Annotated in this window: 14 protein-coding genes; 10 read left to right on the top strand and 4 right to left on the bottom strand. The window is 68.9% G+C overall.

Annotated elements, in window-relative coordinates; translation table 11 throughout:
* Positions 1-89: 89 nt before the first annotated feature.
* The 5 genes from DTO57_RS08740 to DTO57_RS08720 are packed head-to-tail and all read left to right on the top strand — an operon-like array spanning position 90 to position 6,523.
* A complete protein-coding gene (locus DTO57_RS08740) occupies positions 90-1,049 on the top strand; it encodes a carbohydrate ABC transporter permease (RefSeq protein ID WP_114117809.1) in 960 nt (319 codons plus the stop codon).
* Complete coding sequence (locus DTO57_RS08735; protein WP_114117808.1) at positions 1,046-1,864, top strand: carbohydrate ABC transporter permease; 819 nt, start codon at positions 1,046-1,048, stop codon at positions 1,862-1,864. The genes DTO57_RS08740 and DTO57_RS08735 overlap by 4 nt, the downstream gene beginning before the upstream one ends.
* On the top strand, positions 1,861-4,347 hold the full coding sequence (locus DTO57_RS08730) for a glycoside hydrolase family 2 protein (RefSeq protein WP_114117807.1): 2,487 nt from the start codon (positions 1,861-1,863) through the stop codon (positions 4,345-4,347). The genes DTO57_RS08735 and DTO57_RS08730 overlap by 4 nt, the downstream gene beginning before the upstream one ends.
* Entirely contained in the window at positions 4,344-5,441 is a 1,098-nt protein-coding gene (locus DTO57_RS08725; protein ID WP_114117806.1) for an N-acetylglucosamine kinase, read from the top strand. Before DTO57_RS08730 ends, DTO57_RS08725 begins: the two co-directional genes overlap by 4 nt.
* Before the next feature lie 41 nt (positions 5,442-5,482).
* Positions 5,483-6,523 carry a LacI family DNA-binding transcriptional regulator gene (locus DTO57_RS08720; RefSeq protein WP_114117805.1) on the top strand — a complete coding sequence of 347 codons (1,041 nt, stop codon included), beginning with the start codon at positions 5,483-5,485 and terminating at the stop codon, positions 6,521-6,523.
* Between the two features lie 136 nt (positions 6,524-6,659).
* On the opposite strand, the gene DTO57_RS08715 is transcribed toward DTO57_RS08720, so the two are convergent.
* Positions 6,660-7,859, bottom strand: coding sequence for a multidrug effflux MFS transporter (locus tag DTO57_RS08715; RefSeq protein WP_114117804.1), 1,200 nt, complete (start codon positions 7,857-7,859; stop codon positions 6,660-6,662).
* 55 nt (positions 7,860-7,914) lie between these two features.
* Here DTO57_RS08715 and DTO57_RS08710 point away from each other — a divergent pair, with 55 nt between their 5' ends.
* The 3 genes from DTO57_RS08710 to DTO57_RS08700 all read left to right on the top strand — a co-directional run bounded on the left by DTO57_RS08710 (position 7,915) and on the right by DTO57_RS08700 (position 10,895).
* Positions 7,915-8,343: a MarR family winged helix-turn-helix transcriptional regulator gene (locus DTO57_RS08710; RefSeq protein WP_114117803.1), complete on the top strand. Its 429-nt coding sequence runs from the start codon at positions 7,915-7,917 to the stop codon at positions 8,341-8,343.
* A 102-nt stretch (positions 8,344-8,445) separates the two neighbouring features.
* Positions 8,446-9,609 (top strand): MalY/PatB family protein, encoded by a 1,164-nt coding sequence (locus DTO57_RS08705; RefSeq protein WP_114117802.1) that lies wholly within the window; start codon positions 8,446-8,448, stop codon positions 9,607-9,609.
* On the top strand, positions 9,606-10,895 hold the full coding sequence (locus DTO57_RS08700) for an O-acetylhomoserine aminocarboxypropyltransferase/cysteine synthase family protein (protein ID WP_114117801.1): 1,290 nt from the start codon (positions 9,606-9,608) through the stop codon (positions 10,893-10,895). The genes DTO57_RS08705 and DTO57_RS08700 overlap by 4 nt, the downstream gene beginning before the upstream one ends.
* 273 nt (positions 10,896-11,168) lie before the next feature.
* Here DTO57_RS08700 and DTO57_RS08695 read toward each other — a convergent pair whose 3' ends face one another.
* The 3 genes from DTO57_RS08695 to DTO57_RS08685 are packed head-to-tail and all read right to left on the bottom strand — an operon-like array spanning position 11,169 to position 16,599.
* Complete coding sequence (locus tag DTO57_RS08695; RefSeq protein WP_114117800.1) at positions 11,169-11,804, bottom strand: TetR/AcrR family transcriptional regulator; 636 nt, start codon at positions 11,802-11,804, stop codon at positions 11,169-11,171.
* Complete coding sequence (locus DTO57_RS08690) at positions 11,801-13,996, bottom strand: YhgE/Pip domain-containing protein (RefSeq protein WP_114117799.1); 2,196 nt, start codon at positions 13,994-13,996, stop codon at positions 11,801-11,803. The genes DTO57_RS08695 and DTO57_RS08690 overlap by 4 nt, the downstream gene beginning before the upstream one ends.
* Positions 13,993-16,599 carry a YhgE/Pip domain-containing protein gene (locus DTO57_RS08685; RefSeq protein WP_114117798.1) on the bottom strand — a complete coding sequence of 869 codons (2,607 nt, stop codon included), beginning with the start codon at positions 16,597-16,599 and terminating at the stop codon, positions 13,993-13,995. The genes DTO57_RS08690 and DTO57_RS08685 overlap by 4 nt, the downstream gene beginning before the upstream one ends.
* 159 nt (positions 16,600-16,758) lie before the next feature.
* On the opposite strand from DTO57_RS08685, the gene DTO57_RS08680 reads away from it, so the two are divergent.
* A complete protein-coding gene (locus DTO57_RS08680; protein WP_162785713.1) occupies positions 16,759-17,157 on the top strand; it encodes a helix-turn-helix transcriptional regulator in 399 nt (132 codons plus the stop codon).
* Positions 17,154-18,449, top strand: coding sequence for a HipA domain-containing protein (locus DTO57_RS08675; protein WP_114117796.1), 1,296 nt, complete (start codon positions 17,154-17,156; stop codon positions 18,447-18,449). Before DTO57_RS08680 ends, DTO57_RS08675 begins: the two co-directional genes overlap by 4 nt.
* The last annotated feature ends 36 nt before the right edge of the window (positions 18,450-18,485 follow it).

Raw genomic sequence — 18,485 nt, 5'->3', positions numbered from 1 at the left:
AAACGGATCCCGAAAAACCTGCGGCCGGCGGGCGCCCCCAAGCCCGCCGGCCGCACCAGCCGTGCGCGAAAGAACCCAGGAGACGCAACATGAGCACACCCCCAGCCGTGAGCGAAGACGCCACGGTCACCCTCACGACGGGCGGTCGCGGCCGACGACCCCACCGGGGCACGGCCTCGGGGCGCCAGCTGCTGACGGCCCTCACGCCGTACCTCTTCGTGGCGGTCGCGGTCGGTCTGCTCATGCTGCTGACCTACGCGCCGGCCGCCAACATGATCTGGTACAGCCTCAACAACTGGACCGGTTTCGGCAAGGTCGACGACTTCGTCGGCCTCGATAACTACATCGAGGTCTTCACGAACCCGAAGATCTTCGCGGTGTTCGGGGTGAGCCTGTACTACTTCGTCGCCTCGTTCGTGCAGATGGCGATCGCGCTCTACTTCGCGGCGCTCCTCAGCTTCTCGACGCGCTTTTCGAACTTCTTCCGCGGAATCCTCTTCTTCCCGTACCTCATCAACGGCGTCGCCATCGGCTTCGTCTTCCTCTACCTGTTCCAGCCCGGCGGCACGCTCGACACCGTGCTCGGCTGGTTCGGGCTCGCGGATCCGCCGCAGTGGCTCGGCGACTCGTCGATCGCGAACTTCTCGCTCGCGTCGACGTCGGTCTGGCGCTACACGGGCCTCAACTTCGTGCTGTTCCTGGGCGCGATCCAGTCGATCCCGTCCGAGCTGTATGAGGCGGCCGAGCTCGACGGCGCCGGCAAGTGGGCGCAGTTCCGCTTCATCATCTTCCCGGGCATCCGCCGCATCATCGGGCTCTCGTTCATCCTCGCGATCTCGGGCAGCCTGTCGGTCTTCGAGATCCCCTACATCATGACGTCGGGCGCCAACGGCACGTCGACCTTCGTGATCCAGACGGTGCAGACGGCGTTCCAGTTCCGGCAGGTCGGGCTCGCGTCGGCGATGGCCGTCATCCTCCTCGCCATCGTACTGATCGTCACGTGGCTCCAGCGCAAGTTCTTCCCCGACGAGAAGGTCGACCTGACATGAAACGTGCACTCGCCCCCACCCTCAAGTACGCGTCGCTCATCATCGCCGCGGTGCTCGTGCTGCTCCCGCTCTCCGTCGTCCTCTTCGCCAGCCTCAAGACGAGCGAGGAATACAGCAACACCGGCCCGCTCACGCCGCCCGAGAACTGGTTCAACTTCTCGAACTTCGTGACGGCGATCGACAAGGCCGACATGCTGCAGGGTTTCGTCAACACGACGATCGTGCTGGCGATCTCGCTCACCGGAACGATCCTTATCGGCACCATGGCGGCATACGCCGTCGACCGCTTCGAGTTCCGCGGGCGCAAGCTCATCATGGGCCTGTTCCTCATCGCGACGCTCATCCCGAGCGTGACCAGCCAGGTCGCCACGTTCCAGATCATCAACGGCCTGGGCCTGTACAACACGAAGGCCGCGCTCGTGCTGCTCTTCATGGGCACCGACATCATCGCGATCTACATCTTCATCCAGTTCATGCAGTCGATCCCCGTCTCGCTCGACGAGGCGGCGCTGCTCGACGGCGCGAACCGCTGGACGATCTACTGGCGAATCATCCTGCCCCTGCTGAAGCCCGCCATCGCGACGGTCGTCATCATCAAGGGCATCGCGATCTACAACGAGTTCTACCTGCCGTTCCTCTACCTGCAGTCGGAGCCGCTCATCTCGACAGCGCTGTTCCGCTTCAAGGGCCCCTTCGGCGCGCAGTGGGAGCTCATCGCCGCCGCCACCATCGTCGTCATCATCCCAACCGTCATCGCCTTCATGTTCCTCCAGAAGTGGATTTACAAGGGCCTCGTTGCAGGAGCCGTCAAGTGACCGCCGTTTACCCCTCTCTCACCCGCCGCCCGCTCTCGGACGGCTGGCAGGTCCGCGCGGCGCGCGGGCCCGCCGAGGTTCCCGGATCCGCCGTGCCGGCAACCGTGCCGGGGGTCATTCACCTCGACCTCCTCGCGGCCGGGCTCATCCCGGATCCGTACCTCGACGACAACGAGTCGCGCCTCGCCTGGATCGGCCTCGTCGACTGGAGCTACGAGACGACCTTCGACGTCTCGGCCGCGCAGCTGGCGGCATCGGACCGCCACGAGATCGTATTCGAGGGAGTCGACACCGTCGCGACCATCAGCCTCAACGGCCGGGTGCTCGCCGAGGTCGCGAACCAGCACCGCCAGTGGCGCCTCGACGTGACGGACATCCTCGCCGAGGGCGCGAACACCCTCGCCGTCGACTTCCGCAGCCCCATCCGATACGCGAACGAGCAGAGCGTGATCCTCGGTTCGCGCGAGCGGCCCTACCCGCTGCCGTACGAGGCGATCCGCAAGTCGGCCTGCAGCTTCGGCTGGGACTGGGGCATCTCGACCGCAACGAGCGGCATCTGGCGCCCCGTGCGGTTGGAGTCGTGGTCGGCCGCGCGCCTGGATCGCGTGCTCGTGCGCGCCGAACCCGACGGATCCGGCGGGCTCGTCCGCGTGGACGCCGACCTCGTCCGCGCCAGCGCCGGCGCGCTCACGCTCGCCGTCTCGGTCGCGGGCGTCGAGCGCACCGTCGAGATCGCCGAGGGAGACGACGCCGTCTCGCTGACGGTCGAGCTCGAGCACGCCGAGCGCTGGTGGCCCGCGGGCCACGGCGAGCAGCCGCTCTACGACGTCGACATCGAGCTGCGCGCGGGCACGGATCCGATCGATTCCGCGTCGCGGAAGGTCGGCTTCCGCAGCCTGCGCTGGGACACCGAACCCGACGAGGCCGGCGCGCCCTTCCAGCTCGTCGTCAACGACCGCCCGATCTTCGTGAAGGGCGTCAACTGGATCCCCGATGACGCGTTCCCGACGCGCGTCGACCGCGACCGTTACCGCCGGCGCCTCGAGCAGGCGAAGGCCGCGAACGTCAACCTGATCCGCGTGTGGGGCGGCGGCATCTACGAGGCCGACGACTTCTTCGAGCTCTCCGACGAGCTGGGCCTGCTGACCTGGCAAGACTTCCTCTTCGCCTGCGCGGCCTACCCGGAGGAGGAGCCGCTGCGCGGCGAGATCGAGGCCGAGGCGCGCGACAACGTCGCCCGCATCGCGCACCACGCGTCGCTCGTGCTCTTGACCGGCAACAACGAGAACCTGTGGGGCTTCGAAGACTGGGGCTGGAACGAGCGCCTCGACGGCAAGACCTGGGGCGCGCACTACTACTACGAGCTGCTGCCTAAAACGATCGCCGAGATCGCCCCGCACGTGCCCTACGCGCCCGGCAGCCCGTTCAGCCCCGGCATGGGGTGGGACGGCGAGGCCCAGACCGGGCCGCACCCCAACGCCGAGACGCACGGCACCATGCACCTCTGGGAGCAGTGGAACCGCCTCGACTGGAGCACCTACCGCAACCACCGCCCGCGCTTCGTCGCCGAGTTCGGCTGGCAGGGTCCGCCCGCGTGGAGCACCCTGACGCGGTCGATCAGTGACGCCCCGCTGACGCCCGAGTCGCCCGGCATGATCGTGCACCAGAAGGCGATCGACGGCAACGCGAAGCTCACGGGCGGCCTCGTGCCGCACTACCGCAAGCCCGAAGACATGGAGACGTGGCACTGGGCGATGCAGCTCAACCAGGCCGACGCCGTGCTCTGCGCGCTCGAGTGGTTCCGCTCGCACGCGCCGTACACCGCGGGCGCCGTGGTCTGGCAGCTCAACGACTGCTGGCCCGTCACCTCGTGGGCGGCGATCGACGGCGATGGCCGCGAGAAGCCCCTGCTCTTCGCGCTGAGGAAGGCGTTCGCGCCCCGCGCCGTGTCGGTGCAGCCGTCGGGCGACGGCCTCGTCGTCGCGCTGACGAACGAGACGGCCGAGGCGTGGTCGGGCGACGTCGTGCTGCGGCGCGTGGGCTTCGACGGCACGGTCGCGGCATCGGTTTCGGTGCCCGCGTCGATCGACGCCTGGTCGACCGTGCGGGTCGACGTACCGGCCGAGCTCGCCGAGACCGACGCGGCCGTGGCGCTCACGGCCGAGGCGCTTGGCCAGCGCGGCGTGTGGTGGTTCGACGAGCCGCGCGACAGCGCGCTGCAGGATCCGTCGCTCTCGGCGACCGTGACCCGCGCGGGCGACGACGCGTTCGACGTCGCGATCACCGCCGGGGCACTCGCGCGCGACATCACGCTGCTCGTCGACAAGATCGCCCCGGACGCGGCGGTCGACCGCGGCCTCGTCACCCTCCTGCCGGGCGAGACGGGCGTGTTCCGGGTGTCCGGGATCCGCGAGCTCGCCGTCGAGCAGATCCTGCGCGCCGAGGTCACCCGCACCGCGAACCAGCTGGTGGTCGGTCGGTGAGCGCGGGCCTGCGCCTCGCCATCGACGCGGGCCAGACCGGCATCAAGGCGCGGGGCGCCGGCGCGGCCGATCGCCTCTTCCCCGGGGTGCGCACGCACGAGCCGCTCATCCCGCAGCTCGTCGCGGTCGTCGAGGCGCTCGCGGGCGATGACCCGATCGACAGCCTGTCGTTCGGGGTGTCCGGGCTGACCTCGGCGGAGGCCGACGCGGCCGCGCTGCTGGCCGCGCTTCCCGGATCCCGCCCCCGGCGGATCCTGCTCGCCCACGACTCGATCACCTCCTACCTCGGGGCGCTCGGCGACCGCACCGGAGCCGTCATCGCCTCGGGAACCGGCGCCGTCGCCCTCGCCGTCGGCGCGACGCGCATCGCGCGCGTCGACGGCTGGGGCAATATCATGGGCGACGCCGGCAGTGCCTACTGGATCGGCCGCGAGGCCCTCGACGCCGTCATGCGCGCGCACGACGGCCGAGGGCCCGCGACGGCGCTCGTGGGCGTCGTGCGCGAGCGATGGCCCGATCTCGAAGACGCCTACATCGATCTGCAGAGCGACCCCAACCGCGTGAGCGTCGTCGCGTCGCTCGCGGCGGCCGTCGACGCCCACGCCGGCACCGACGAGGTCGCGGCGCGCATCGCATGGCGCGCGGGCGCCGAGCTCGCCGCGTCCGTGATCGCGGGTCTCGCGCGGGTTGATGGCGGATCCGGCGCGGGGGTCGGACCTGCTTCCGGATCCGGCGCGGGGTTGAGCGCGGGGCACGGCGCCGCGGACCTCGATCGCGCGAGCGAGCCGACTTCCGGATCCGGCGCGGCTCGCTCGGGCGCGGCCGCGCCGTCGCGCGGTGAGCGCGCGGGATCCGGCGTCGCGGGGCGCGGGACGTCCGCGGGATCCGCTGACGAACCCGTCGCAGCGATCGGCGGGGTGTTCCGCTCGGAGCTGATCCGCGGATCCTTCGAGCGCGCGCTCGCGCACGGGCGGCCCAGCGCGCGGGTGGTCGCCGCAGACGGCGACGGGCTCGACGGCGCCGAGCGCCTCGCGGAGCTGCCGAGCGGGCACGCGCTGCACGCGGGCGCGTCGATCGCGGTCTCCGGATCCTGATGGTGCGCGCCCCGCGGCGCCGCTCGGCGTAGGGTTTTGACGTGCCCTCCTCAGTTCCCCACCTCAAGCGCGTCACGATCAACGACGTCGCGGAGCGTGCCGGCCTGTCGATCAGCGCCGTCTCGTTCGCGCTGAACGGGCGCAAGGGGGTCTCCGAGGAGACGCGCGAGCGGGTGCTCGCAATCGCCGACGAGATGGGCTGGCGTCCGACGAGCGCCGCGCGATCGCTCGCCGGGGCGTCGACGAGCGTCGTGGGCATGGTGCTGGCGCGCGACCCGCGGGCGCTTGGTATCGAGTCGTTCTATATGCGCTTCCTCTTCGGTCTCGAGGAGGAGCTCTCCAAGCGCGGATACGGCCTGCTGCTGCAGGTGGTGCCGTCGCCCGAAGAGGAGATCGCGACGCTCGACCGGTGGCGCCGATCGCGCCGGGTCGACGGCGTCGTTCTCGTCGACGTGCGCGACAACGACCCGCGGATCCGCATGTTCGAGGAAGACTCGTCGCTTCCGGTGCTCGTGGTGGGGGATCCGTCGGTCGCCGGCGGGCTGCCGAACGTCTGGACCGACGACGCCACCTCGATGCGCGAGTCGGTGCGATACCTGGCGGCGCTCGGGCACCGCCGCATCGCGCGCATCGCGGGAGCCGAGGGGCTCGCGCACACGCGGATCCGTGACGATGCCTACGCCGTCGAGATGCAAGAGCTCGGCCTCGAGGGGCTCATGCTGCGCACCGACTACACGGCGCAGGCGGGTGCGGCGGCCTTCCGGTCGGCGCTCACCTCGCCCGAACCGCCGACCGCCTTCGTCTCGGACAACGACATCATGGCCGTCGCGGGGCTCACCGTCGCGATGGAGCTCGGGCTGCGCGTGCCCGACGACGTGTCGATCATCGCGTGGGACGACTCGGTGCTTTGCGAGCACACCTTCCCCCGCCTGACCGCGCTGAGCCACGACGTCATCGGCTTCGGATCCCACGTCGGCCGCCGCCTCTTCGATGCGATCGACGGCCGCGCCGCCGGAGCCTTCCTAGATTCAACCCCGCGCCTGGTAACGAGGGCGTCAACGGGCCCGGCGAGGTCGCTCTAGCTGTTTCCCGTTCGGAAATCTGCTCCTCCCGGCCATTTCTAGAGCAGATTCCCGAACCGGAACCACGGCCTTGGCTGCTCCAGTCGCTCAAACTGCTCCTCCCGGCCCGCGGAGGGACAGATTGTGCGACCGGAAGCTACGCCCGCTTCCGCCCCAGCGCGAGGCCCAGCAGGGCGATGATCGCCGAGGCGAGCATCGTGAGGGCAAGGGGCAGGGTGGATCCGTCGCCGACGAGGGCGGCAACGATGCCGGCGAGCACGAACTGCAGCAGCCCGAGGAAGGCGGAGGCGGCTCCCGTCGCCGCGGGCGGAACGGCCGAGAGGGCGAGGGCCGTGGCGTTGCCGAACACGAGGCCCAGCGGCGCGATCGCGAGGAAGAGGGGAAGCATCAGCCACGCCGCGGGCGCGCCGGTAAGCGTCAGGACGAGGATCACGACCACCGCCGCGAGGCTGATCACGAGGCCCGCGGCCGTGAGCGCGCGGATCGAGAACCGGCGGGTCAGGCGCGACGAGATCGCCGTCGCGACGATGAGGCCGATCGCGTTGACCGCGAACGCCAGGCCGTACATCGGCGTCGAGAGCCCGATCATGTCCTGATAGACGAACGGCGAGGCCGAGATGTAGGCCATCATGACCGCCATGCTGAAACCGAAGGCGACCACGGGGCCGACGTATCCGCGACTGAGCAGCCCGGACCAGGATCCGCCGGTGCCGGCGACCCGCACCGCCTTCGGTCGCGATTCGCGCACGAAGGCGAGCGTTGCGGCGAGCGAGAGCACGCCGAGGGCTCCGACGATCGCGAGCAGGCCGCGCCACCCGATCGCGTCGGCCAGGAGGCTTCCGGTGAGGGGCGCGATGACGGGTGCGACGCCGCCGATCATCATCATGAGGTTGAGCGCACGGGCGGCGGCCGGGCCGGATTCGCGGTCGAGGATCATGGCGCGGCCGATCACCATCCCGGCGGCGCCACCGAGGCCCTGCGCGAGGCGGGCGATGACGAGAACCTCGATGCTCCCGGCCGCCACGGCAACAACGCTGGCGGCGATGAAGACCACGAGCCCGGTGAGCAGCGGCGTCATGCGCCCGATGCGGTCCGACCAAGGCCCGAAAAGCACCTGGCCGACACCCGCGCCCACGAGGAACGCGGTCAGCGAGAGCTGCACGCCGGTGGCGCTCGTCGCGAGGTCGCTCGTCATGGCGGGGAAGGCGGAGAGATAGAGGTCGGTGCCGAATGGGGCAACGGCCGCGAGCAACGCGAGTGCGATCAGGGTCGCTGTGCCGATCCCTCCGCCCTGCGATGGCGTGGTGGTTGTGCGCACGGGTTCGGTCGTCGTCATATAATTATGACAACATAACTATGTTTCTAAAGTCAAGTGAACGTAGGATGGACGCATGACCTCCTCCCGCGACGAAGACTTGATCGAGCTGGCCGACCGCATCGTGCACGTCGCCCGCAAGCTCAACGTGCGCATGCAGCAGGATCCGCAGATCATCACACTGACACCGCTCGAGGCACACGTCATGCGGCACATCGATCACAATCCCGGGATCACCTCGTCGCACCTCGCGGCCGACCTCGACCTGCGCACGAGCAACGCGAGCACGGTACTCCGCTCGCTCGTCGAGAAGGAGCTCCTGCGGCGCGAGAGCAGCACCGAGGATCGCCGCGTCGTGAGGTACGTGCTGACCGACACCGCGGCCGAGACCATCAGACGCCTCCATGAGCACTGGGTCGCGGGGCTCGGATCCGCCATCCCGGACTCGGTCGACCCGGGCGCCGCGCTCGAGATCCTGCGCCTGCTCGAAGACGCGCTCGAGTAAGGGGATCAATTATGTCGTCGCGTGAACGGGGCATTCCGTTCGCGCCCGAGCCCCCGCATAGGGTGGTCAGAGCACCGCATCCCCACCCCGAAACCAGAGGCCATGACGACAACGCATCCCTTCGACGCCATCACGAGGGCGAGCCTCGACCGTCCCGAGAGCCGAAAGTGGAGTCTGCATCCGGGCACCATCGGCGCGTGGGTTGCCGAGATGGACTTTGGGGTCGCGCCTCCCGTCGCCGAGGCGCTGCACCGCGCGGTCGACGACGGCACGCTCGGCTACCTGTCGCCGCCGCTCGCGGCCGAGCTGGGCGAGGCCACCGCGGGGTGGATGGCGTCCGAGTACGGCTGGTCGGTGGATCCGGATCGCGTGCACGCGGTCTCCGACGTCATGGCCGCGCTCGGCGTGGTGATGGCCGAGTACGCGCCGGCCGGATCCGCCGTGATCGTGCCGACGCCCGCCTACATGCCGTTCCTCAGCTTCCTGCCGTCGATCGGCCACCCCGTCATCGAGGTGCCGGGCGTCGAGGTCGACGGCCGGTGGAGCTACGACCTCGAGCGCATCGACGAGGCCTTCGCGTCGGGCGCCCGCACGCTGATCCTCTGTAACCCGCACAACCCGACCGGCACCGTGACGGGCCGCGACGAGCTCCTGGCGATCTCCGAGGTGGTCGAGCGCCACGGCGGCCGGGTCTTCGCCGACGAGATCCACGCCCCGCTGCGCTTCGACGGGCGTGAGTTCGTGCCGTACGCGTCGGTCTCCGAGGCCGCGGCCGCCCACACGATCACGGGCACGAGCGCATCGAAGGCCTGGAACCTGCCGGGCCTCAAGACGGCCCAGCTCATCACCTCGAACGACGCAGACCAGGCCACCTACGCCAAGCTCGGCTTCTCGGTGCCGCACGGCGCGGCGACGCTCGGCGTCGTCGCCTCGACGGCCGCCTACCGCCACGGCAAGCCGTGGCTTGACGAGGTCGTCGCCTACCTCGACGGCAACCGCCGCGCGCTCGCGACCCTCCTCGCCGAGAACCTTCCCGGATCCGTTTACCGCGCCCCCGAGGCGACCTACATCGGGTGGATCGACGTGGCCGCGCTCGGCCTGCCCGAGGCTCCCGCAGAGTTCTTCCGCGAGAAGGCCGGGGTGACCCTCACCGAGGGGCGCCTGCTCGGCCGCGGGTACGAAGATTTCGTGAGGATCGTGTTCGCGACGCCGCGGCCGATCCTGGCGGAGGCACTGACGGCGATGGGCGAGGCGGTAGCACGATGACGAACGAGCAGTACGGTTTCGAGACCCGCCAGGTGCACGCGGGCGAGATCATCGACGCCGAGGCGTCGGCCCGCATCACGCCGATCTACCAGACGGCGGGCTACCAGTTCGACAGCTTCGAAGACGGCGTCGAGCGGTTCGCGGGGCGCAGCACGCGCCGCGCATACTCGCGCAACGACAACCCGACCAACGTCGTCGCGGCCCGGCGGCTCGCAGACCTCGAGGGCGGCACCGACGCGGTGCTCGTCGCGAGCGGGCAGGCGGCCATCGCGGCGGCGCTCTTCGCCCTCGCGTCTGCGGGCGACCACATCCTCACGACGAAGAAGCTCTACGAGGGCACGCGCGAGATGTTCCGCGGGGCGCTCGTGCGCCAGGGCCTCTCGTTCGAGGCGATCGACGAATCGGCGACGGTCGACGAGTGGCTCGCGCGGGTGCGGCCGAACACCAAGGCGATCTACACCGAGTCGATTCCGAACCCGCTCGGCGAGGTCGTCGATCTCAAGAAGCTGGCCGAGGTCGCCGACCGCGCCGGCATCCCGCTCGTCGTCGACAACACCGTGGCGACGCCCTACCTGCAGCGCCCCTTCGAGTTCGGCGCGCACATCGTCATCCACTCGACGTCGAAGTGGCTCGCGGGCCACGGCGCCGTGATCGGCGGCGCGATCGTCGACGGCGGCCGCTTCGACTGGGCCGCGCACGCCGACCGCTTCCCGCAGCTGACCCAGCCCGGATCCCGCGGTGAACAGTCGTTCACCGATCGGTACGGATCCGGCGCGTACGGCGCCTACCTGCGCTCGGTGATCGTGCTCGAGTACGGCCCGACGGTGCCGCCGACGAGCACCTTCCTGTTGCTCCACGGCATCGAGACGCTCTCGCTGCGCATGGAGCGCCACGTGCAGAACGCGCAGCGCATCGCCGAGGCGCTCGAGGGCCACCCGGCGCTCACGGCCGTGCACTACCCCGGTCTCGCGGGCAGCCCGTACCGCGCGCTCTCCGACAAGTACCTGCCGGACGGCGCCGGATCCATCATCTCGATTGACCTCGCCGGCGGCCGCGAGGCCGCGCGCACGTTCGTCGACTCGCTCGAGCTCGTGAGCCACATGACCCACATCGGCGACGTGCGCACCCTCGCGATCCACACGGGCAGCACGATTCACGCGAAGCTCACCGAGCCCGAGCGCCTCGATCTCGGCATCACGCCGGGGCTCGTGCGCCTCTCGATCGGAATCGAGAGGGCCGACGACCTCATCCGCGACCTCACGCGAGCCCTCGACGCGACGCTCTGATACGTAGGGGTTCCGCCTGTGCACCCTGAGGGCGCGGTCGATGGGTGAGAGGCCTCCGAGCGCCATATGGAATCGCTCGGCGACGCGGCCCTGACCAGTCATCGACGATGGCGCCAACCATCTCAAGACGATTTGCAGCGGTGAGCTTCGCGCTGGCATGGGCGACGTAATGCCTCAGGACTCCGCGGAACCAATCCTGTGTGGTGACCCAGATCGATGCCGGGGCCCTCATCTCATCGCATCAGTCCACGCTGCGGACCCGCAAACGTCCCCTCACCCCGCCGCGACGATCTCCGGGTGTGCCTCGAGCAGCGCAACCTGCTCGGTCCAGGGCACGCCGACGATGCTCAGCACGACACGAACAACCGTGGAGGCGCCATCCTTCGACGTCAGCCGGCGCTCGCGGAGCGTCGCGCGCGCCGTCTCCTCCACAAGAAACGCGAGCACCCTGTCTGACATGTCACCGCGGAACGCGCCAGACTCGATACCGGCCTTGACGAGCGCGCGCACGCGACGGCGCAGCGGCGCCAGCGCCCGCACGGTGCCGAGAACGTGCGCGTTCTCGAGCGCGATGTTCGCGGCCGCCCGCACGGCGGAAGCCTCGCGCCACAGCCGCGCCGCGAGCCCCGCGATCGCAACCCGCGGATCCGGATCGTCGGTCTCTTCCGCCACCGCGTTGAACCGCTGGGCGCCGCGCGCGATCACCTCGTCGAGCAGGCTCTCGCGGTCGGGGAAATGCCCGTAGAGCGCGCGGCGCGACAGCTTTGCGGCCTGCGCGATCGCGTCGAGCGAGGCGTTCGGGTCGACCGCGAGCAGCGACTGCGCCGCGCCGATGAGCGCCTCGCGGTTGGCGGTCGCGTCGCTGCGGCGCGGCCGCACGGAGGCCGGCTTCGTCTCTGTATCGGTCATGACGGTGACATCAGCTTCGTCGACTCGATGGCCTTCGACAGGCCCTGCGTGAACGACATCAGCGGGCGCCGCAGCACGAGTCCCACGAGCAGCGCGGGGACAACGAAGAGCGCGAGCGTGCCGAGCGAGATCCAGAAGTCGCTCGCGTAGACGCCGGCGATGGCCGAGCGCATCGCGGCGACGGCGTGCGTCGCGGGCAGGAACGGCGAGATGTTCTGGAACCACTCCGGTAGCAGCTGCAGCGGGTACGCGCCACCGGATCCGGAGACCTGGATGACGAGCACCAGCACCGCGAGCGCCTTGCCCGCGTTTCCGAGCGCGACGACCGCCGTGTAGATCAGCAGCGTGAACACGAGCGATGTGACCCAGCCGGCGAGGATCAGCAGGAACGCGTTCGCCGGCTCGACCTGGATGAACAGGATGAGGCCGAGCGTCACGAGCGTGCTCTGCGCGAGCCCGATCAGGCCGAAGATGCCGTAGCGGCCGAGGTACTTCTTCGTCGGCGAGAGCTCCGGCCGGTCCGGCAGGGTGTCGGCGTTCACGTCGACGCGGATCGCGACCGTCATGAGCAGCGCACCGACCCAGAGCGCGAGCGCCATGTAGAGCGGCGCCATTCCCGCGCCGAAGCTGACGATCGGGAACACGGCCGTGCGGTCGACGCGCAGGGGCTGCGCGAGCGAGGTCGCCAGCACGCTCGGATCCGAACCGATGATGTCGTTCAGCGCGCTGAGGTCGCCGGTCTTGGCGGCGTCGGCGAGGGCCGCCTCGACCTTGTCGAACGTCTCGGCCGTCTCGGTGAGCGACTCCGAGATCCGCTGCGTGGATTCCTGCGCGCCCGTCAGGGTGTCGCGGAGGCCGCCGGCCGAGCCGGCCAGCCTGTCGGCCGCGGCCGACAGGTCGTCGCCGATCGACGAGACGTCCGCCCCGATCACCGAAAGCGTCGCGGCGAGCTCGTCGAGCTTCGGCTGTAGCGAGCCCGTGTACGAATCCTGCGCGCTCTGCAGCGCCTGCTTCGCGGCGTCGATCGACGCGGTGATCTCGTCGTGCTTCGCCTGGCGCTCCGCCGAGCCGTCGGCGATGTCCTGCCCCGCCTGGGCGACGCGGTCGTGCGCCGACTGCTGGGCGGCGATCGCGGCATCGATGCGCTCGAGCACCGCGCTGAAGGCGTCCTGCGCCTCGTCCGGCAGGATCGGGCGGATCTCGTTCTCGAGCCGGTTACGCAGCTCGGTGTAGTGGTCGATCTGGTCCTGCATGCGGCCTGCCAGCGTGTCGATCACCTGCACCTGGCTATCGCTGAGCTGCGCGCCCTGCGCGAAGAGCTCGTCGATGCGCGCGCCGACAGCGTCGTAGCCGGCGGCCGTGCGCGAGATCGCGTCGGAGAGCGCCTGCGTCGACGACGCGAGCACGTCGCCGAGCTCGTCGACCGCGGCCGCTCCGCCGCCCACCGCGCTCGACGCGTCCTCGAACGCGGATCCGGACGAGGTGATGAGCGACGAGGCCCCGTCGACGAGCGGGATCGTCGACTCGAGCAGGCTCGTGAACATGTCGGCCGTCTGCGCGCCGCCGCGCAGCTGCGTGGCCACGCCGCCGATGCGGGCCTCGAGGCGGGTGAGCGCCGCCTGCGTGTCGACGTCGGTGAGGTAGTCGGAGAGCGACGAGACGACGCTGAGCGCGATGTCGCTGAGCGTCTCGGTGAAGACCTCGTTGATCTGCTGCGAGACGCCGTCGGCGCCCTGATCGGTGATCTTCGGCGCGAGCGCGTTCTTCTTCTCGTTCGTGTAATACGCGAGGCTCGTGTGCTCGACGTCGTCCGAGTAGAACGTCATCATGTCGGTGCTGAACGATGCCGGCAACACGAGGGCGGCGTAGTACTCGCCCGACTTCGTGCCGTCGATCGCGTCGTCTTCCGTCGTGATGACCCAGTCGAGGTCGTCGTTGGCGCGAAGCTCAGAAAGAACCTTGTCGCCGATGTTGATGCGAATCGGGACGAGGTCGTTCAGGTAGCCCTCGTCGGCGCTCGCGACGGCGACCTTGAGGTTCTTCGTGTTCGAGAACGGATCCCAGCTGGCGATCACGTTGAACCACGTGAACAGCGACGGGATCACGACGAGGCCGAAGATGACGATCACGGCCATCACGCTCGAGGTGGCGCGCCGGATGTCGCGGCGGGTCAGGTGCAGGATGTCCCTCATGCGCGGTCTCCTCCGTCTGTGGCCGTCTCGGGTATGACGGATCCGTCGGCGCCCGCGGCAACGCGAGTGCGGGATCCTTCGCTCACCACCGCGCGGCGGAGCTCGTCGTCGCCGAGCGACGCGACCTCTCCCGCACGGGCGAAGCTCTGCTTGAAGTATTCGAGGGTCACGAGCACGCCGATCACGAGCAGGGTCCACAGCAGCCACACACCGAGCAGGCTCGCCTTGCCGCCCGGTACGAGCCAGGCGATGACGCCGATCACGACGAGGCCCGCGATGCCGGCGATCACGGTCGTGCGCAGCATCGCGGGATACCGGCGCGTGAACGGCTCGGATCGGCGGGCCAGCTCGTCGCGGTACTCCTCGCGGTCGGAAAGCGCGCGGATCAGGTCGGGCAGGCGGTAGCCGCCGCCGACGATCTGCACCTTCTCGCCGACCAGCAAATCGGTGGCGACGACCTCGCGGTTGAAGACCGCGTTGAGGCTGGCAAAGCGGCGGCGCACCACGAGGCCGACGATAAAGGCGCCGAGCACGAACACGGCGAGCACGCCGAGGAACTGCCAGTAGTCGCTGCCGTAGAAGCCGGCGATGGTCTCGCGCATCGCGTCGATACCGTAGGTGAAGGGCAGGAACGGGTAGATGGCGCGGAAGAACCCGGGCATCATCTCGATCGGGTACAGACCCGAGGCGCCCGGGATCTGCATGATCACGAACAGGATGCAGAGGCCGCGGCCGACGTGGCCGAACGCGACGCAGAGGGCGTAGACGATGCTGACGTAGGCGAGGGCGACGAGCACGCCCGTGCCGACGAACGCCGCCGCGCTCACCACCTGGATCCCGATGACGAGGTTTCCGATGCAGACGATCAGCGCCTGAATCACCGCAAAGATCGCGAAGAGGAAGAAACGACCGAAGTAGGCCTGCCGCACCGTGATGCCCTCGATGCCCTCGGTATCGACCTCCGTGCGGAAGATGACCATGAGCACGAACGCGCCGATCCACAGCGACAGGTTGGTGAAGAGCGCGGCCATGGCAGAGCCATAGGTCGCGATCGGGAAGACAACGTGTGTGGACACCTCGACGGGCGAGGCGACGAACTGCGCGATCTGGGCCGAGTCGAGGCCGGTGATCGTGCTGAGAGCGCTCCACTCCGACGCCGCGCTGAGGGCGGAGATGTCGGTGCGGGCCAGCTGCAGCTCGTCCTGGATCCCCGCGAGGTTGCCGTCGAGGGCCGTGAGCGCCTCGGAGGTCGAGACGAGCTGGGTGTCGAGCTCGGCCAGCAGCTGCTGCGCCTGGACGAGCTGGTCGCGCTGGCCGTCGATCGCGGCGGAGAACTCTCCCGCGCTCGTCGAGAGCGACGACATCGCGCTGTTGAGCGCCGGCACCGTCGAGGTGAGGGCCGAACGGAGGTCGGTCGCGGCGCCCTGCGCCTCGTTGACCGCCTGGGTGACGGAGTCGGCAGACGCCTGGATCGCGTCGGCCATGCCGCCCGCCGAGTCGTTGAGGTTCTGGAGGTCGGCGAGGAGCTGCTGATCGGTCTCGTTGCGCTGCTGGAGCGTGTCGATGACCTCGGTCAGCCGCTGGGTCGTGGCCTCATCGAGCTCGGCCGTGTCGACGATCTCCTGCAGGCGCGCGATCGCGGTGGCGTTCGCCTCGACGACGGCGCTGACCTGCTCGATGGCGCCGTCGACGCGGAGGCCCACCTTGTCGGCGACCTCGCCGAGGTCGGTCACGACGAGGTTCGCCGCGGCCGCGGCATCGGCGAGCTGCGTCGTGCCGTCGACGTAGGCCGAGGTCGCGGCGTCGGTGAACGCGATCACCTGATCCTGCGCCTCGGCGATGAGCGACTTCGCCTGCTCGATCGCGACCTGCACGTCGCCGAGCGTCGTGTCGACGTCGGAGAGCGTGGAAGACGCCGAGGCCAGCGAACCGCGGGATTCGTCGAGCGAGGCGGCCTGCCCGGTGAGTTCTTCGCGCGCCGAATCGATCGTCTGCGTCGCCTCGTCGAAGGCGTTGAGGGAGTCGGTCTTCGCGCCCTCCAGGCGCCCCTCGGTGTCGTCGCCGGCCTCCTTCAGCGCGTCGGAGACGGCCTCGGCGACCTGCTCGGTAAACGAGCTCGTGATCTGCGCGTCGAGCTGCGAGGCGCCGACGTCGGTGATCTTCGGCGCGATCGCGCTCGCCTTCTCGTTCACGTAGTACTGCAGCGCGGGCTGCGTGAACTCGTCGGTCGTAATGCTCACGAGGTCGGCGCTGAAGTCTGACGGGATGACGATCGTGGCGTAGACGTCGCCGCGCTTGACTGCGTCCTGCGCCTCGCCCTCATCCATAAAGACCCAGCCGAGCTCGTCGTTGTCCTTGAGCTTGGCGACGACCTCCTCGCCGACATCGAGCGGGCCGGTGAGGTCAGAATCGGCGCCCTCGTCGAGGTTGACGACGGCGACGTTTACGCTCGAGGTGTTCGAGTACGGATCCCAGAACGCGTTGATGTTGAACCACGCGTACAGCGCAGGCGTGATGAGCACACCGATGACGATGACCCACACCCTGCGCTGACGGACGAGTCGCATCGCGTCGCGCCCCAAGACCTGCAAACTCTTTCTCACGCGAACGAGTATACGCACAAGGTGCACATCGATGTGCAAGTTACTTTCAGGGTTGCGCCGCAGGGCGCGAGTTGGCCGATGTTCTATTTACAGCACATCGGGACGGTGGTACATTTTTCGAACAACACAACCATGTGTCATTTTTCGAACAAGATTGGGGTGGCCGACGTGAAGCTACAAACACCATCGGATCTCGCCCGCCTGGTCAAGAATGCCCGTGTCCAGCGCGACCTCACCCAGCAGGACGTCGCTGGCGCGGTCGGCATCACCCGCCAGTCTCTCGCCCGCCTCGAGCGCGGCGACGGCGGCACCTCTTTCAACACGGTGCTGCTCATCCTCGACTACCTCGGCATCCGCTTGGACGCCCTCACCGAACGCCGTACCAACGTTCCCGCCGCTGCCGCCACGGGGAGCGCCGCCGAGGCCGCGGCCGACGCGCTCGCGAAGCGCATAGCCTCCCGCGGACTCTCCGGGCACCTCACTATCCCCGGATCCGTCGTCGTTCCGCCGGGAGCGACGGAAGTCGGGCCCCCAGCCAATGCAAGAGGTGGCGAATGACCCGCGCCCTAGATGTGTACCTCTACGACATCCATGTCGCCACGATCACTCGACGAGGCGAGAACCTCCAACTTCGATACCTGCCTGCGTACGTCGAGTCGAAGAACCCCGTACCCATCTCCGTGACACTCCCCGTCCTCCTGGCGCCATTCGGAACCAGCGACGCCAAGAGGTTCCTCGACAACCTCCTACCCGATCGCGCCGACGTACGTTCCCGGTGGGCGCGAGAAGCAAAGCTATCCAGCGACAACACCTTCGACCTGCTCTCCGTCTACGGGGCCGATGTTGCCGGCGCACTTGAGTTTTATCCCGCAGGCGGGTTGCCGAGGCGCAAGGAAACCCTGACACCACTCACCGAGAACGAGATCGGCGACCGAATTCGGCAGATCCGCCGCGACGACACCGACTGGCTGCAACACCGCGCCATCGAAGAAGGCTTCTCGCTCGGCGGCGCGCAGGGGAAATTCGCGCTCGCTCTCCGCGATGGCCGGTGGTTCGAGCCCTCCGGAAGGCAGCCGTCGACACACATCTTCAAGCCTGGAATCCAGCCGCTGCCGGGCTCCGACGTTACCGAGCACATCACGCTTCAAGTCGCGCGCCTACTCGGAATCGACGCGGCCGCGTCCGTCATCGCCGAGTTCGACGGAGAGCACGTCCTCGTCGTAGAACGCTTCGACCGATTTGACTCCGGCGGCGCGATCGGCCGACTCCACCAGGAAGACCTTGCGCAGGCCACCGGAACTTCGCATATCCAGAAGTACGAGTCCGACGGCGGCCCCGGCTATCGCGAATTCTTCACAGTCTTCGACCGCAACCTCAACGCCGCCGATGCAAAGGATGCAAAGGAGCGGTTCGCAGAGCTACACGTGTTCTCTTGGATCGTCGGCCACAACGATGGCCATGCCAAAAACTACTCGCTCACCCACGTGCCCGGCCGAAGCGTGCTCTCCCCGTTCTACGACCTCAACAGCGCGCTCCCCTTTAAGCCGCGGGATCAAATCCTCACCCACGACCCCGCCTTCTTCGACAACATTGAACTCGCCTTCGGCGTCGACGGAGCGAACACGGTCGGCACGTTCAACGCCGACAGCATCCGGCGACTCGAGGCTGACGCTGGGCTCACCGAAGGACACCTGCGGGAGTTCGCCAGCCAAATCGCCGCAGACCTCCAGGCTGCCGTCGCGGTAGCGATCGATTCGCTCCCGGAACGCCTCAAAGAGCTCCCAGCGGTCGAGCTCTACCCGCACGCCACATACGCGCAGACGCGCCGAGTAGTCGACGTACTCAGGTAGCACGCCGAGGCATACGGAAGACAGTCCCCAGAAACG

This window comes from Microbacterium sorbitolivorans, assembly GCF_003327285.1.
Classification (GTDB): domain Bacteria; phylum Actinomycetota; class Actinomycetes; order Actinomycetales; family Microbacteriaceae; genus Microbacterium; species Microbacterium sorbitolivorans.
Note: the sequence above shows the minus strand (reverse complement) of the source record. Positions and strands in the feature narration are given on the sequence as shown.

Coding starts and splice junctions, on each gene's coding strand:
- DTO57_RS08710 (WP_114117803.1), top strand. CDS start 7,915: ATGACCTCCTCCCGCGACGAAGACTTGATCGAGCTGGCCGACCGCATC.
- DTO57_RS08735 (WP_114117808.1), top strand. CDS start 1,046: ATGAAACGTGCACTCGCCCCCACCCTCAAGTACGCGTCGCTCATCATC.
- DTO57_RS08740 (WP_114117809.1), top strand. CDS start 90: ATGAGCACACCCCCAGCCGTGAGCGAAGACGCCACGGTCACCCTCACG.
- DTO57_RS08690 (WP_114117799.1), bottom strand. CDS start 13,996: ATGAGGGACATCCTGCACCTGACCCGCCGCGACATCCGGCGCGCCACC.
- DTO57_RS08675 (WP_114117796.1), top strand. CDS start 17,154: ATGACCCGCGCCCTAGATGTGTACCTCTACGACATCCATGTCGCCACG.
- DTO57_RS08700 (WP_114117801.1), top strand. CDS start 9,606: ATGACGAACGAGCAGTACGGTTTCGAGACCCGCCAGGTGCACGCGGGC.
- DTO57_RS08715 (WP_114117804.1), bottom strand. CDS start 7,859: ATGACGACGACCGAACCCGTGCGCACAACCACCACGCCATCGCAGGGC.
- DTO57_RS08705 (WP_114117802.1), top strand. CDS start 8,446: ATGACGACAACGCATCCCTTCGACGCCATCACGAGGGCGAGCCTCGAC.
- DTO57_RS08695 (WP_114117800.1), bottom strand. CDS start 11,804: ATGACCGATACAGAGACGAAGCCGGCCTCCGTGCGGCCGCGCCGCAGC.